Source organism: Methanosarcina mangrovi, from assembly GCF_052057765.1.
In the GTDB taxonomy this organism is placed as follows: domain Archaea; phylum Halobacteriota; class Methanosarcinia; order Methanosarcinales; family Methanosarcinaceae; genus Methanosarcina.
On sequence record NZ_CP195120.1, the window covers coordinates 784,795 to 798,855 of the forward strand.

Sequence of the window (14,061 nt, forward strand, 5' to 3'; positions counted from 1 at the left end):
CGGGGTATTCGGGCTCAGGAAAACTTTCAGGGAGTTTTCTGGAAACTTTTTTGTTTCTATTTTTTCTCTCTGGCTTCCAAAGGCTCCACCCCTGTTCCAGTATCTTAAAAGGAGGTCTAACTTGGGGACTAAAAAATATATGATAATGCTATGTCTGCTTCTAACGCTCGGATTGCTTTGCGAAACTGCAGCCGCAGAGGTCTCAAATTCGACAGGCAACCGCATATGGGATGAAAACGCAAATCAGAGTCTTACTTATACCTGGACACCCCAGACGTACTCAGGCTTTTACTATGACCTTGATACAGGGGAAGGTTCCGAGAATATGACTATCCACCTCACTGCCGGCAGCCGGAACATCGCAAGGAACGGGTTGGAGTATGAGACAAAACCCGTAGAAACGGAGTTCGAATTCGGGGACTGGGGTACTTATCAGGTCATAGGGTTTATGGCAGAGAGGTATTTTGCGGGATACACCGAAAACTCCAGCTTTGTAAATGACGATATCAGTGTTATTTCGGAAGGACAGCTTTCGAAGATCCTGATCGATAGCGATGACCGGAAATCCCTGTACACGGGCTCTTCCCTCATACTTGAAGAAGGCTATTCCCTGAACATTGTCGAAGTAGATGTCAGCGGGGACAAAGTATGGGTTCAGCTCGAAAAGGACGGGGATGTAATTGATGACGGCTTCCTCTCTTCCGACAGCGACTATGTTTATGAAACCGAGCTTGGGGACGCAGAAGATGTACCCCTCATTGCAGTCCACCTTGCTCAGATCTTCAGTGGAACGGAAACCAATGCTGTTTTTGTTGAAGGTATTTTTCAGGTCTCGGACGAGTATGTCAAGATAGAGAATGGGGACAGATTCGGGAAAATGGAAATAAGTTCCACTTCAAGTTCCGGGATCACAATGGAAAACCGTGATTCTTTCACTCTTAGCAAGGGAGACACCGTCGAAATAATGGGAATACTCAGCTTCCTTGTGGCTGATGCCGATGACATCCGCTTTGCTCCCATAGTTGAGACTTCCGAGCCCGGAAGTTATGAATTGAGGGGAACGGTTCATGATGAAGTGTTTGATACGACTGTCTGGACCCCTTTCAACTTTGAAGGCTTCTATTACAACATAGATGAAAATGTCTCCACCGAAAGCCTGACCCTCACTGAAGATATCAGTGGAAGGTCAATTGATGACGAGACGCTTGTTTATTCCACCAGTCCGGCCTCTGTGAAATTCGAGCACGAAGACTGGGGAAGCTATGAAGTTATCGGCTTTATGGCAGAGAAGTATTTTGCAGGCTATCCTGAGGATACTTTTGAGAATTCAAAGAGCGTGAGCGTGCTTTCGGACAATGTCCTCGCAAAGGTCCTGATTGATGACGACAACAAAAAGTCAATGTTTACGGGCTCTTCGCTGACACTTGATGAAGGTTATTCCCTGAACATTGCAGAAGTAGACGTCAATGGAGACACCGTATGGGTGCAGCTTAAAAAGGGCGGAAATGTGGTGGATGAAGGTTTCCTCAATTCCGACAGTGACTATGTCTATGAAACCGATCTCGGAGGCGTAGAAGATCTTCCTCTCATTGCAGTCCATCTTGATCAGATCTTCAGAGGTGCGGAAACCGATGCTGTGTTTGTAGAAGGGGTCTTCCAGATCTCCGAAGATTATGTTGAGCTTTCCCAGGGTGATTCTTTCGGCAGGATGGAACTAAGCACGATTTCCAGCTCAGGAATCAAGATGAGGAACGAAGACTCTATCTCCCTCTCAAAGGGCAATACCATTGACCTGATGGGCAACATTAAATTCAGGGTTGCCGATTCTTCGGTTCTGCGCTTCTACCCCTATGTTGAAGTCGAGACTGCTGCTCAGGATCAGCTGGAAATAGAAACACCCGATGTCCTTACGGTCGGGCAGGCAGCAGAAATCCTGGTCACGGCAAGAAACGTTTCGGTCAGCGATGTTGAACTCTTCCTTGAAGACGAGAGCATCGGGACCACAGGAGACGAAGGAACTCTTACGTATACCCCAACTGAGGAAGGTAGCTTCACATTGTCTGCAAGCAAAGAAGGGTATATCTCCGGAACCAGGGATGTTGCTGTTGTCGGGGCAGGTGTCCTGAAATTGCTCCTCTCGGTCTCTCCGGAAACCATCAGGATAGGGGACCAGATCAGTATAAAGGCTACCGACTCTGTCGAAAATAAGCCTGTCTCCGGAGCGGATGTCTACTTCGGCGGCCAGAAAGTTGAGGGACAGACGGGCACAGACGGCACTGTATCTTACTGGGTAACCGCTCCGGGTACATATACGGTAAATGCCACAAAAACAGGTTATGAAGAAGGAAAAACGGTTGTTGAGGTTTCCGAAGACCAAGCTGTTTTTGAATATTCGGATTTCTCAATCGAGCCTGCTTCTGTTGAGGGCGGAGACGCAGTTACGATCCAGGTGAAAGTTGAAAACACCGGCAATATTGCAGGAGAAACCGAAGTGGATCTGCTGGTCAACGGCGAATCCGTCGAGTCCGAAGCCGTGAACCTGGATGCTGGTGCAAGTACGGTAGTCGAATTCTCCCATACCGAGAAGGAGGCAGGAAATTATACCGTTGAAGTAGGGGATATGAGCGGAAGTTACGAAGTGACGAAGTCGACTCCTTTCATCAGCGGTTTTGTAACTCTCGGAATACTCGCCACAGCATTTGTACTGCTCAGGAAGAGAAGGGACTGAATAAGGTTTAACAGCTTCTTCCGCAGCAGGGACCGGAAATTAATTTTTAATTCCGGTCTTTTTCTTTTTTCTTCGTATCTTTCAAGCTGATTATTTTATGGGTCTTTTTCGAACAATTATGGGTCTTTTTCAAACAATTATGAGTCTTTTTCAAACCATTATTTTTCCTTTTGTTTAAAAGTATTAACCGTGTAATATGAACAACCTGCTTTCACGCAGGCATAAAATAATATAATAGAATAGTAAGCAGGAACTAAGAGAACGATTGTTATGCTTGAATCCCTGACCACCTTTATTGTTGATTACGGTTATCTGCATCTTTTCGTCCTGAGTTTTCTGGCTTCTACAGTTTTGCCTTTCGGGTCGGAGGCTCTGGTAATAGCCCTCGTTTACCAGGGGTTTAGTCCTTTTGTCGTAGTTATGGTTGCCACCACCGGCAACTTTCTCGGCTCATGTACCACTTACTATCTGGGTTTAAAAGGAAGGAATGTACTTGATAGGTACCTCTCTCCTTCCCCTGAAAAGCTCGAGAAAAGTGAAAGGCTCTTTAGCAAATACGGAATCTATACCCTTCTTTTCACCTGGGTGCCGGGTATAGGGGATGTGATTACCATGGTTGCAGGGCTTATGCAGCTTTCTTTCAGGTCTTTTTCAATACTTGTTTTCCTGGGGAAATTCGGGCGTTATTTAGTACTTGCTTATTCGGTAGTACTTTTCAATGGTGGATTTTAAGGTTTGCAGGCTTGTAAAATGAATCAGGACTTATCCCGGTAAAATCGCTTTGAGGCTTATAAAAGGTAAATGGGCTCTGGTGTTTACAAAGTCACAAAATGAGCTTTAAGGCTTACAAATAGGAAATGAACTTTGAGGCTTACAAATAGAAAATGAACTTTGAGGCTTACAGATAATTAAAGTTAAAAGAGCTTTAAGATCCTTAAACCACCAGTAAATTGGATTTACTGCTTTTTCTGCGGGCAACCCGAATTTTTTCAGATCCGTTTTTTTAGTTTTAGTTTTTTCTTTTTTTGCCTGCATTTTCTTTCAATTTCAGGTGAATTTTCCTTATTTAACTAAATTTTACATTTAAATCTTCTTATTTTTCTTCCACAGTATATCCTCTCTGACGATCTTGTTGCAAGACTTTTTCTCTAAAGGAACCAAATGGATATACTTATATAACTTTGGGTACAATATCTTTTTGCTAAAGCAATTTTAGTTGATTTTTATTTGCTTTGCTTGCCATTCTGACCTATCTTCCGGGTCCTAAAACGGAAACTATCTGCGGCTATAACCTCCATTTTTTTATTTTTTTCCATTTTTTCCTTTTTACTCTTATTTTTCTTATCCATGCGCAACTTTACTTTCTATGTGCTACTTTCTTTATTTGTTAATTTTGATCCGACTTCTGATCTGACTGGGTTTCCTTCATTTTTTTTAATAGATTCCTGACAGGTATTGATTTCTTCCAGGTTTATTGCATATTCCGCATAATGCGTTTCTTGAATTATACTTTATATCGATTCAAGTTTGCTTGTTTTGTTCTTTGTACTCCCGGTTTTGAGAACATTTTTACCTTTAAATTAATTTTATGGGCTCTCATGCATCTGCTTCTGTTACACCGCAACCTTTATGTATGCAATAACTCAATTTAAATTTACTTAACCTCAGTAATCTTTACTTGATATTCTTATGGTGATCTCATGCATATAATGGAAGGTTATTTACCTACGCCCTGGTGGCAACTCTGGTTTGTATTATCAATACCAGTGGTCGCATTTGGCATTTATAAAATGAACAATCTGGTCAAAGAAAAACGCGAAGTACTGCCTCTTCTTGCTGTCGCAGGTGCGTTTATTTTCGTGTTATCTTCCCTTAAGCTGCCTTCTGTAGTCGGAAGCTGTTCTCACCCCACAGGCACGGGGGTTGCAGCAATTATGTTTGGGCCGGCAATCACCGCAGTTCTCGGAATCATCGTACTTATCTACCAGGCAATTTTCCTTGCACACGGAGGACTTACAACCCTTGGAGCGAACGTCTTTTCCATGGGTATCCTGGGTCCTGTGGTCGCATACCTGGTCTATAAGGCAGGAATGAAAGCAAATCTCAATTTCTATCTGGTGGTTTTCCTTGCAACGGCCCTCGGGGACTGGGCAACTTATGTGACCACCTCTGTGCAGCTTGCCCTTGCATATCCTGCAGGAAATGTGCTTACCTTTGCAGGTTTTATGAGTTCGTTCGTTAAATTTGCCGGAATCTTTGCAGTTACTCAGGTACCTCTTGCAATCATGGAAGGGGCTGTCAGTGCCTTGCTCTTTAAGTATGTGGTCAACGTCAAGAGTGATATCCTGGTCGAAATGAAAGTCCTTGAAGATTCGGTCGTAAGAAAACTTAGAGGGAATCCCGCATGAGCAGAATACTGGAACTTATCGTACTTGCAATTTTCCTCATCTTCGCAGCCCAGTTCGTTTATATGTCGTCCACCACGGATGCCGAATACGGAGGGGCTGACGGAGAGGCAGAAGGTGTGATTAATGAGATCACCGGCGGAACCTATGAACCAATTGCAGAACCTATCTGGGAGCCTCCAAGCGGGGAAATAGAAAGCCTTCTCTTCGGGCTTCAGGCAGCTATCGGGGCAGGGATTATCGGTTATTTCTTTGGCTACTACAGGGCTAAAAGCCGTTATGAAAATGACCTCGGATACAAAGACAAGAGTAAGCCCGAGAGAGACAGGCAATCGCTATAATTTAATTTCTTCTTTTAGCCTTTACCAACCTTTCCTCGGGGGAGGAAAGTTTTTTATCTTTTGCCTTTTATTTTTAAACCTTGATTTTTGCTTCCTTCCTTTACCTATCTAGCAGGTTTCTCTATGACCAATATCCTTGATGATTATGCCCTTATGAGCCCTATGAGGCACCGAAACAACTGGTTGAAGCTGGCAATAGTTTTTTTCGGGCTGCTTGTAGGGGTCTCATCCACATCCCCTATCACTCCTCTTTTCATAGCTTTCTGCATGAGCTTTACAACCGTTGCTCTCGGCAAGGCTCCCCTTAAATTATACCTGAAACTTCTGTTAGCCCCCGTAGGGTTTGCACTCACAGGTGTGATTATCATTGCTTTTTTCTCCGGCTCGGGGCAGGAGCTTCTGTCTTTCGAACTTGCAGGTTATCCCCTCTCGGTAAGGGCAGACGGGCTTGAGCTTGCCTTGCTGGTACTTTCCCGGTCCTTAAGCGGGATGTGCTGCCTTTATTTCCTTGCGCTTACAACGCCTATGATAGAACTCTTTGCCGTGCTCAAGGTGTCCAGACTTCCGGAATCCCTAATCGAGCTTTCCATGTTGATTTACCGGTACATCTTTGTTTTCCTGGACATGGCCCTTTCAATAAGGTATGCTCAGACCGTAAGACTCGGATATTCGAACTTCAGGCGTTCGATCCATTCTCTGGGTATGCTGGCAAGTACTCTCTTTGTCCGTTCCTGGGAACAGGGAGACAAACTTTTCCTTGCCATGAATTCCAGGTGTTATGATGGAAAAATGACTCTCTTCGAAGTGCACAGACCTGTAAAAGCCATTGAATTGCTGCTGACTTCTGCCTACTTCCTTTCAGCTCTTGCACTTTTTTATTTTACAAAAAACATATCCATTATTTGAGGTAACAGATCATGATCATTCTTGAGACCAGGGGCCTTAAGTACACCTACCCGGACGGGACTGCAGCTCTTCAAGGCATAAACATTGAGATAAGAAAAGGAAAAAAGGTTGCCTTTGTAGGGCAAAACGGCTCCGGAAAGTCCACGCTTTTCCTGCTCCTTAATGGGACTTTAAAGCCACAGGAAGGTGAAATCCTTTTCCACGGAGCTCCTTTTAAGTACGATTCAAAATCCCTCCGGGAAATCCGGAAATCCGTAGGAATTGTCTTTCAGAACTCCGATGACCAGATCTTTGCCCCCACCGTATACCAGGACGTAGCTTTCGGGCCTGCAAACTTGGGTTATTCAAAAGAAAGGGTCGATGCCAGCGTGCAGCATGCCCTTGAGCATGTCGGGCTTACCCGCCTGAAGGACAAGCCTCCGCATCATCTGAGTGGAGGGCAGAAAAAGAGGGTTGCAATTGCAGGGGTTATGGCTATGGAACCCGAAGTGATCATCCTTGACGAGCCCCTATCAAACCTCGACCCTGTCGGAGCAGACGAAATCATGGATTTACTTAACGAATTCAACCATTTCGGGAGTACGATCATCATCTCCACTCACGATGTGGACCTGGCTTATCGCTGGTCTGACTATGTGTACCTCATGTCAAACAGCAAACTTATAGGGCAGGGGACCCCTGCGGAGGTCTTCAAAGAGCAGGAGCTTCTTAAAAAAGCAGGCCTGCGCCAGCCCACTACCCTTGAGATTTATCATGAAATTGAGAGGAGAGGGCTTGCATACGGCAAAAACTCCCCTAAAACCGTTCCCGAGCTTGTCAACACCTTAAAGCCGCTTGACCTTATGTGGGTTGAGGTCCCGCCCGGGGTCCGGGAAGGTGACAACCTGAATATCGGGGTTATGTACGGAGAATATGCGACCCAATCCCCTTATGAAGCTATTAATGCCACGGTTCTGCACATCCACCCCGACGGCAGGGCTATTGTTGAGCTTAAGCGTAAAGGGATTAAAGCCGGTGGAGTGCTGCTTTACGATATGGACAGTTATTCCCTGCCGGAGGTCAGGCAGATCATTAAAGAAGGAGAAATCGTCTTTGTGGGGGCGATGGGCAAGCAAAGCAAGACCCTTGCCGAACAGGACGGAATCCACCTGGATGTGACCTCAGGCGTTATAGACAAATCGATCCTTATGGCCCTCTGTGGAAAACGCTGCCTTATCCTCACTTCAGGCGGAATGGTGGACCATGCCCTGAAAAGAACCCGCGAATATGTGGAAAAAAGCGGGATAGAGTTTACCGTGGGCGTGGTTAACAGGGAAGGCGGTTGCAAGTGGACTGAAGAGATCGATGAAAACTCTGGAATGCTTGAAATATAATTTTTTTTCCTTTTTTTCCTTTTTTTTCAGCTATTTTCTGTTTATTTTTTCCATTTTTCGTTAGATTCTTTTGAATATTAGTCAAGTTCCTTTAAACACTATTATATTCTTTTGAATATTGGTGAGTTTTTTTGAGTAAACTTCTCCTCTTCCCGAAAAACAATGCTGACCATTTTGAGGAATAAATTAATAAAATCTTAGCTCCAACATTGTTTGGGGGGCAGAGCATCTGGTATTTTAACGATCTGAATTTTTCGGTCAAAATTTTCCAGTCAAAAATAAGCTGTCCTTTCTCAATGCTTTACGGTGGGAGGTCTGGTAAATATGTATTCGAAAGGTCTGGTAAAGAAGGATAAGTCTGAACTGAAGATTCTATCCAAACTGTTAGTAATAATAGGCGCTTTGAACTGGGGTCTTGTAGGAATCCTGAATTTCGATCTGGTAGCAGCTCTTTTTGGCAAGAAATCAATCCTCTCGAGGTTGGTTTATGCTCTCGTGGGCCTGTCTGGAGTCTACCTGATACTGATTTATAAGGAAAAATATGCAGACTTGAAAAAGCGTTGGCATACAAAAGGCGAGAAAAAGTATAGTGGTAAACAGTACAGTTGGAGCGGAATTCAATAATAGATGGGAACTGTCAATAATGGGAATTGCCTTTTCAACCGGATTTGCTAAAGAATGGTTTCTTGAATATTTTCTTGAACTATATGAGATTTTGATTAGTTCTATCAGGAAGTGTAGATAGTAAGTCATCTTTACAAATTTATCATAAAAGCGGGCTAAAAAATAATTCTAAAATTAACTGACTTACTTCTATACACTTTTATAAATAATGCCCGAACAAATTCAATATCTATAAAACCTCATCTCTCTTAATACCAGGCATGCAGGAGATTATTTTTATCGACGAAGGCAGCCTTCCCACACCTGAAGGTGTCACAAGGGAGTGGGTAAAAACTGCAGCTGAGAATCGAGATGAAGACGAAAAACTCTTTTCAATAATAACGGAAGCTTTTCAGAGAAAAATTGGTGTGGGAGTGCACGTTCCCACATATCCTCAGTTTAGAGATATGATAGGCCAGTTTCTTGATATCATTAAAGACGAAAAAAACTGTTCTGAGCCTTATGTATTGAAAGAGGAGAATGCAAAGATCCTTGAACTGGAAATAGTCGATGAAGTCGCAAAACAATACAAAAACGAGACCGGGAAAATCCTTGAAGTCAGGGTTTGTATTGCAGGCCCAACGGATATGTATCTTCAGGCTTTCGGGGCAACGGCTTTTGTAGATGCATATAATATCCTTGCACAGGATGTTGAAAAATTCGTTAAACAGGCATTTAAAATAGCAAAAAATTTCAAAATTAAGGTTATAGCGCTGGATGAAATCAGCCTGGGGTTAACCGATATGATTCGGTTTTCTGACGCTGAGATCATATCAGCTCTTACCGTTGCCTCTTCCTATGCCCGGCAGCAGGGAGCGGATATGGAGATTCACGTATATTCTCCATTAAAGTATGAGCTCATATGTGAGACTCCTATCAATGTCATAGGATTTGAGTATGCGGGAAATCCTTCCTACCTTGATCTTCTGGACAGAAAAGTGCTGGAGGATTCGGATACTTATGCGGGAGTCGGAGTATCAAGTACCGATATTTTCAGTCTTGTAAATATTGTCAATGAAAAGTACGGAATTAATGCCTGGAAGGAAAAGGAGTACCTGCAAAAAATCATAACCGAGCTGGAGACCCCGGATGTTATCAAAAAGAGGCTTGAAACGGCTTATTCGGTTCTTGGAGATCGCATAAAATATGCGAATCCGGACTGCGGGCTGGCTTTCTGGCCGGACCAGGACCTTGCTTTCAAACTGCTTGAGAATACGGCAAAAGGTATCAATCAATTTAATGCAGAAAAGAAGGATAAGTGAATGGATTAGACTGAGAGTCTATCCGGAAAGTATTGCGACCTGCTGTAAAAGGAATTCTAAGATTAAAAGGAATTATGAGATTAAAAGGAATTATGAGATTAAAAGGAATTATAAGATTATAATTCCATGTAAGTCTTCTTTAGCAGAAGCGCATCTTCTTCCAGGTTCGGGCTTTCGCAGATGACAAGCCCCTTAACCTCGAATTCTTTAAGGGCTTTTAAGAGCTCGGGGTAGTTGAAGTCGGACTCTTTCAGGACCAGGTGTCTTTTTTCTCCGTTCCTGTCATACTCTATTCCCGAGATATGCATGTGCATGTTTGCAAGCCCTTCTTTTCCAAGGGAATCTTCCACTTTCGAGAGGATTGCCGTAAACTCGGGATAGGAGTTTTCCTTTCCTTCCCTTGCGTGCATGTGGGAAAAGTCCAGGCAGGGCATTACCCCTTCGATTTCTTCGCTTAAGGCGAGCAGTTCGTCAAGGGTCCCGAACTGCGCACGTTTGCCCATGGTCTCCGGGCGAAGGATTGCGGGGATATTCTCGCTCCGGAGCTGCTCTGCAAGCTCTCCGAGGGCTTTTGAGACATTTTCGTAGACAGCCTGCTTGCTGCTCTTCTGGTAAAAGGCTGCGTGCAGTACGATTGACTCTGCCCCGCAGAGGCTGCCTATCCTTGCAGCCTGGTAAATCCTTTCCATGCTGGCTTTTAATTTCTCTTCTTCCGGAGAGTTCAGGTTGATATAGTAAGGGGCATGTACGCTCAGGGCTACTTTTTCCTTTCTGGCAGTTTCCAGAACATTTCCTGCCCCTTTTTCACTCATGCGTACCCCCTGTACGAACTCAAGTTCCATACAGTCGAGCCCCAGTTCCCTTACCCGCTCAATTCCTGCAGGGCTATTGCTGGCTTTTGCGCTTCTGGGAACTCCGGCAGTCCCAAAAAAAAGTTTTTCGGCTGACATGTTTTTCAAAAATGTATCTTCAAAAATCTATCTTTATATCCCTTTTAGAGGACATTCGATTCAGAAGGCATTCGTTTCGGAAGACATCCTATTCAGAAGGTATTCGATTCGGGAGATTTCTTTTCGCGCCTTCCTTTCGAATATCTTTCCGGTTTAGAAAAGTCCCATGAGGTCCTTTAACTGTTTTGCCCTTTCAGGGGACAACTTTTCCTCGACTACCGCTACCAGTTCTTCAAGATCTTCGTCCAGGGATTGGACATCTTCCTTTCCTTCAAGGGCAAGCCCTACAAGGTAGTCAAGTTCTTCCGCATTCAGTCTCTCAAGCCTTTCCCTGAAGTCTTCCGGAGATTCGGCAAATTTGTGTGAAACCGGGCGCAGGATGAAAGGGAAATGGTGCCCTGCTTCTTTTGAAATCTGGTTTCCTCCCGCTTCAGGGGCAAGCTTGTTAAAAATATCAATGTCCATTTGTGTAAATTCTCTGGGCATAGTATCACTTTATAATCCTGTCCGGATTTATACCTGTTGAAGGGGGATCTGCCTGAAAATGCAGTTGTTTCAGGCCTCTGACTCTTTTTTCAGCCTTCCATGCCTATCAATTTCTCCTTTTGCAATCCTTGTGGATGAAATCGGAGTCCCGTCTTCAGCCATCACATATTCAACGTACACAATTTCAAGAGGTTTTTTTCCCTTTTTTTCTCTGATGCGGTTGATTTTCAGGGCGACAGGGTAGGTCTCGGGGGAGACTACTATGTAGTCGAAATCTTCCTCCACAGTCGGGCCGCAGGGATCGTTAAGCCTTGTAATTTCATATTTTTCTTTCGGAATCTCCATCTCATCTATGTACTCAAGCAGCCGGACTCTCCTGTTTTCATAATTATCGATACTGTGATTTTTTTGCAGCATCTCGTCCGAGGTAAGCCCTATGTAGACTTTTCCGTTTCCTGCTATCTCAAATGCTTTTTCAATTAATCTGGCGTGTCCGTCATGAAGATACTGAAACGTACCGCCTACGGCGACCTTTGGCATGATGGGAGGATACTCTGCTAAGTAAAAAGAAGTTTTGGTTTTGCTCTGTTTTTTTTCGGTTTTTTGAGGGCTTTCTGTATTTTTTTATCTATTTTCTTCTTTTCTTTTGTAAGTTTAAGGGCATGAAAAGAACTTTTATTATTCTCTTTTTTGTCAGTTTCCTTCGAATTAATTAACGCATTTTCCATACTGTTCAGAATACTTTCACTCTGCCTCCTCTAGATATATATACCTGCGAAACTATTGAAAAGCAACCGTTATGCACCCTATACAAACATGTGCATCCAGGAGAATTTGTAATGAGCGAAGTCACACTTGAAGAACTGCCAGGAGTTGGCCCTGCAACTGCAGAAAAACTCAAAGAAGCCGGATTTAACACCGTTGAAGCAGTGGCCGTAGCCTCTCCTTCCGAACTTGCAACTACAGCCGAAATCGGGGAATCGACTGCCGCAAAAATCATCAATGCCGCGAGGCAGGCTGCTGACATAGGGGGATTTGAGACCGGAGACCTCGTCCTTGAAAGAAGGAAATTGGTAGGCAAACTTACCACCGGTTGTGTCGAATTTGACGAAATGATGGGTGGGGGCATAGAAACCCAGGCTATTACCGAACTGTACGGAGAATTCGGTTCCGGAAAGACTCAGGTGGCTCACCAGCTCGCAGTGAACGTCCAGATGGACAAGGAGCATGGGGGTCTCGGAGGCTCGGTAATTATAATCGACACCGAAAACACCTTCAGGCCGGAAAGGATTACCCAGATGGTAAAGGGACTTTCCGAGAAGTACGGAATGGAACTTAATCCTGAAGAATTCCTGCAGAACATCCATGTTGCGCGGGCATACAATTCCAATCACCAGATACTTCTTGTAGACTCTGCAACAGACCTGGCAAACGAGCTCAAGGAAATGGGAAAACCCGTTCGCCTCCTGATCGTTGACTCTCTTATGGCTCACTTCAGGGCTGAATATGTAGGAAGGGGAACCCTTGCAGACAGGCAGCAAAAGCTAAACAAACATATGCACGGCCTGCTCCGCTTCGGAGACCTGTTCAATGCCTGCGTTGTTGTTACAAATCAGGTTATGGCAAAACCCGATGCCTTCTTTGGTGATCCCACAAGGCCTGTCGGAGGGCATATTGTGGGGCATACTGCAACCTTCAGACTCTACCTGCGGAAGTCCAAAGGCGAAAAGAGAATTATCCGCCTCGTGGACTCTCCCAGCCTTCCGGAAGGAGAAGCTGTTGTTGCAGTCACTATGGCTGGGCTTACTGACCAGTGAAAGTTGAGATCAATTAAAAACTATGGATGGGGAAATATTTTATCTCCCCGTTCCAATCTCTTTTCAATGAAATTCAAAGCTATTGTCGTTGACATTGACGGGACAATTACCTGCGAAAACAGGGAACTCCACCTTGGAGCCGTCAAAAAAATCCGTTCCCTTAAAGTCCCGGTAGTCCTTGCCACAGGCAACATTCTCTGTTATGCCAGGACAACATCAAAGCTTATCGGCCTGGAGGGGGCCGTAATCGCCGAAAACGGAGGTGCGGTTACCGTCCGCTACGACCTTAACGGCACCTTTGAAGAAAGCCTGAAAGAGTGCGAAAAAGCCTTCTCTTTTCTATCCGAACATTTCAAGCTCACAAAACTCGATCCCTTCTATCGAAAAACCGAGATTGCCCTCCGGCGGGACTTTGACCTTGAAAAAGCCAGAGCTCTTCTGGAGACTCAAAACTTTGATGTCGAAATGGTTGACACCAAATATGCAATTCACATCAAAAGTACCCGGATCAACAAAGGCTCAGGCCTCCGGAAGCTTGCAGGAATGATGGAGCTTGAAGCTGAAGACTTTGTGGCAATAGGAGACTCAGAAAACGATGCTGAGATGTTTGAGGCTGCAGGTTTCGGGATTGCCGTTGCAAACGGCGATGAAAGGATAAAGGAAGTTGCCAATTACGTGACAGAAGCATCTTTTGGGGATGGGGCTATAGAGGCGATTGAATTTCTTGAATCCAATGGCTGGATTTAAAAAATCTTAGAAAAAAAGGAAAAAATGCAAATAGTTAATATCTTTTGTGTTGAGCAAGGATATTCAGATTAGTATAACTCCCGGCCCGTGAGTTTTAAACATCTTTGAAAATTTGTCCTTCAAAAAGCTTCCTGAAAAGAGTTTTAAAATTTTCCCATTACGGAAGATTTGTTTAAAAACAATCTTTGAGAAAAAAAATCTCCACAAGTTCTTTCAAAAGAAAGTGGCTGTTTTAGAGCCGACTTCTTGTTTAAATCGGTAGCGGTTAAAGCCATAAAGCTTTATATGCAATTAATTTCATAGATAAATAAAAATGAGTGTGAGCAATCGATTAGCTTTTCCGTTTCTCTTTTAATATTCTCAAAGTGATATGTCTTTTAATA

The 14,061-nt window shown here is 44.0% G+C and carries 16 protein-coding genes; 10 read left to right on the forward strand and 6 right to left on the reverse strand.

Annotated elements, in window-relative coordinates:
• Positions 1 to 139: 139 nt before the first annotated feature.
• Together ACSAZL_RS03770 and ACSAZL_RS03775 are read left to right on the forward strand one after the other, a co-directional pair.
• Positions 140 to 2,728, forward strand: a complete 2,589-nt coding sequence (locus ACSAZL_RS03770; protein ID WP_440948776.1) for an S-layer protein domain-containing protein — start codon at positions 140 to 142, stop codon at positions 2,726 to 2,728.
• 270 nt (positions 2,729 to 2,998) lie between these two features.
• A complete protein-coding gene (locus tag ACSAZL_RS03775; protein WP_440947406.1) occupies positions 2,999 to 3,460 on the forward strand; it encodes a YqaA family protein in 462 nt (153 codons plus the stop codon).
• Positions 3,461 to 3,565: 105 nt separating this feature from the next.
• Here ACSAZL_RS03775 and ACSAZL_RS03780 read toward each other — a convergent pair whose 3' ends face one another.
• The gene (locus ACSAZL_RS03780; RefSeq protein WP_440947407.1) at positions 3,566 to 3,763 is read right to left on the reverse strand and encodes a hypothetical protein; all 198 of its coding nucleotides are present in this window, start codon (positions 3,761 to 3,763) and stop codon (positions 3,566 to 3,568) included.
• Between the two features lie 665 nt (positions 3,764 to 4,428).
• Between ACSAZL_RS03780 and ACSAZL_RS03785 the strand changes: the two genes are divergently transcribed.
• The 4 genes from ACSAZL_RS03785 (at position 4,429) to ACSAZL_RS03800 (ending at position 7,753) form a co-directional block, all read left to right on the forward strand.
• On the forward strand, positions 4,429 to 5,136 hold the full coding sequence (locus tag ACSAZL_RS03785) for an energy-coupling factor ABC transporter permease (protein ID WP_440947408.1): 708 nt from the start codon (positions 4,429 to 4,431) through the stop codon (positions 5,134 to 5,136).
• Positions 5,133 to 5,474, forward strand: coding sequence for an energy-coupling factor ABC transporter substrate-binding protein (locus ACSAZL_RS03790; RefSeq protein WP_440947409.1), 342 nt, complete (start codon positions 5,133 to 5,135; stop codon positions 5,472 to 5,474). Before ACSAZL_RS03785 ends, ACSAZL_RS03790 begins: the two co-directional genes overlap by 4 nt.
• 123 nt (positions 5,475 to 5,597) lie before the next feature.
• Positions 5,598 to 6,380, forward strand: coding sequence for a cobalt ECF transporter T component CbiQ (gene cbiQ, locus ACSAZL_RS03795; protein ID WP_440947410.1), 783 nt, complete (start codon positions 5,598 to 5,600; stop codon positions 6,378 to 6,380).
• An 11-nt stretch (positions 6,381 to 6,391) separates the two neighbouring features.
• Positions 6,392 to 7,753: an energy-coupling factor ABC transporter ATP-binding protein gene (locus ACSAZL_RS03800; protein ID WP_440947411.1), complete on the forward strand. Its 1,362-nt coding sequence runs from the start codon at positions 6,392 to 6,394 to the stop codon at positions 7,751 to 7,753.
• A gap of 91 nt (positions 7,754 to 7,844) precedes the next feature.
• On the opposite strand, the gene ACSAZL_RS03805 is transcribed toward ACSAZL_RS03800, so the two are convergent.
• On the reverse strand, positions 7,845 to 8,015 hold the full coding sequence (locus ACSAZL_RS03805; protein WP_440947412.1) for a hypothetical protein: 171 nt from the start codon (positions 8,013 to 8,015) through the stop codon (positions 7,845 to 7,847).
• A gap of 62 nt (positions 8,016 to 8,077) precedes the next feature.
• On the opposite strand from ACSAZL_RS03805, the gene ACSAZL_RS03810 reads away from it, so the two are divergent.
• Together ACSAZL_RS03810 and ACSAZL_RS03815 are read left to right on the forward strand one after the other, a co-directional pair.
• The gene (locus ACSAZL_RS03810; RefSeq protein ID WP_011023465.1) at positions 8,078 to 8,377 is read left to right on the forward strand and encodes a DUF378 domain-containing protein; all 300 of its coding nucleotides are present in this window, start codon (positions 8,078 to 8,080) and stop codon (positions 8,375 to 8,377) included.
• 260 nt (positions 8,378 to 8,637) lie between these two features.
• Entirely contained in the window at positions 8,638 to 9,678 is a 1,041-nt protein-coding gene (locus tag ACSAZL_RS03815) for a methionine synthase (RefSeq protein WP_440947413.1), read from the forward strand.
• A gap of 116 nt (positions 9,679 to 9,794) precedes the next feature.
• On the opposite strand, the gene ACSAZL_RS03820 is transcribed toward ACSAZL_RS03815, so the two are convergent.
• From ACSAZL_RS03820 to ACSAZL_RS03835, 4 genes are all read right to left on the reverse strand, one after another.
• Positions 9,795 to 10,628 (reverse strand): TIM barrel protein, encoded by an 834-nt coding sequence (locus tag ACSAZL_RS03820; RefSeq protein ID WP_440948777.1) that lies wholly within the window; start codon positions 10,626 to 10,628, stop codon positions 9,795 to 9,797.
• Positions 10,629 to 10,781: 153 nt separating this feature from the next.
• Positions 10,782 to 11,114 carry a hypothetical protein gene (locus ACSAZL_RS03825; protein ID WP_440947414.1) on the reverse strand — a complete coding sequence of 111 codons (333 nt, stop codon included), beginning with the start codon at positions 11,112 to 11,114 and terminating at the stop codon, positions 10,782 to 10,784.
• Between the two features lie 69 nt (positions 11,115 to 11,183).
• Positions 11,184 to 11,654 (reverse strand): phosphopantetheine adenylyltransferase, encoded by a 471-nt coding sequence (locus ACSAZL_RS03830; protein WP_440947415.1) that lies wholly within the window; start codon positions 11,652 to 11,654, stop codon positions 11,184 to 11,186.
• Between the two features lie 17 nt (positions 11,655 to 11,671).
• The gene (locus ACSAZL_RS03835; RefSeq protein WP_440947416.1) at positions 11,672 to 11,842 is read right to left on the reverse strand and encodes a hypothetical protein; all 171 of its coding nucleotides are present in this window, start codon (positions 11,840 to 11,842) and stop codon (positions 11,672 to 11,674) included.
• Between the two features lie 111 nt (positions 11,843 to 11,953).
• Here ACSAZL_RS03835 and radA point away from each other — a divergent pair, with 111 nt between their 5' ends.
• Together radA and ACSAZL_RS03845 are read left to right on the forward strand one after the other, a co-directional pair.
• Positions 11,954 to 12,931, forward strand: a complete 978-nt coding sequence (gene radA / locus ACSAZL_RS03840; RefSeq protein WP_440947417.1) for a DNA repair and recombination protein RadA — start codon at positions 11,954 to 11,956, stop codon at positions 12,929 to 12,931.
• 66 nt (positions 12,932 to 12,997) lie between these two features.
• Positions 12,998 to 13,678 carry a phosphoglycolate phosphatase gene (locus ACSAZL_RS03845; RefSeq protein ID WP_440947418.1) on the forward strand — a complete coding sequence of 227 codons (681 nt, stop codon included), beginning with the start codon at positions 12,998 to 13,000 and terminating at the stop codon, positions 13,676 to 13,678.
• Positions 13,679 to 14,061: the final 383 nt, after the last annotated feature.

Coding starts and splice junctions, on each gene's coding strand:
- ACSAZL_RS03820 (WP_440948777.1), bottom strand. CDS start 10,628: ATGTCAGCCGAAAAACTTTTTTTTGGGACTGCCGGAGTTCCCAGAAGC.
- ACSAZL_RS03770 (WP_440948776.1), top strand. CDS start 140: ATGATAATGCTATGTCTGCTTCTAACGCTCGGATTGCTTTGCGAAACT.
- ACSAZL_RS03810 (WP_011023465.1), top strand. CDS start 8,078: ATGTATTCGAAAGGTCTGGTAAAGAAGGATAAGTCTGAACTGAAGATT.
- ACSAZL_RS03835 (WP_440947416.1), bottom strand. CDS start 11,842: ATGGAAAATGCGTTAATTAATTCGAAGGAAACTGACAAAAAAGAGAAT.
- ACSAZL_RS03830 (WP_440947415.1), bottom strand. CDS start 11,654: ATGCCAAAGGTCGCCGTAGGCGGTACGTTTCAGTATCTTCATGACGGA.
- ACSAZL_RS03790 (WP_440947409.1), top strand. CDS start 5,133: ATGAGCAGAATACTGGAACTTATCGTACTTGCAATTTTCCTCATCTTC.
- ACSAZL_RS03800 (WP_440947411.1), top strand. CDS start 6,392: ATGATCATTCTTGAGACCAGGGGCCTTAAGTACACCTACCCGGACGGG.
- ACSAZL_RS03780 (WP_440947407.1), bottom strand. CDS start 3,763: ATGCAGGCAAAAAAAGAAAAAACTAAAACTAAAAAAACGGATCTGAAA.
- ACSAZL_RS03845 (WP_440947418.1), top strand. CDS start 12,998: ATGAAATTCAAAGCTATTGTCGTTGACATTGACGGGACAATTACCTGC.
- cbiQ (WP_440947410.1), top strand. CDS start 5,598: ATGACCAATATCCTTGATGATTATGCCCTTATGAGCCCTATGAGGCAC.
- ACSAZL_RS03775 (WP_440947406.1), top strand. CDS start 2,999: ATGCTTGAATCCCTGACCACCTTTATTGTTGATTACGGTTATCTGCAT.
- radA (WP_440947417.1), top strand. CDS start 11,954: ATGAGCGAAGTCACACTTGAAGAACTGCCAGGAGTTGGCCCTGCAACT.
- ACSAZL_RS03815 (WP_440947413.1), top strand. CDS start 8,638: ATGCAGGAGATTATTTTTATCGACGAAGGCAGCCTTCCCACACCTGAA.
- ACSAZL_RS03785 (WP_440947408.1), top strand. CDS start 4,429: ATGCATATAATGGAAGGTTATTTACCTACGCCCTGGTGGCAACTCTGG.
- ACSAZL_RS03825 (WP_440947414.1), bottom strand. CDS start 11,114: ATGCCCAGAGAATTTACACAAATGGACATTGATATTTTTAACAAGCTT.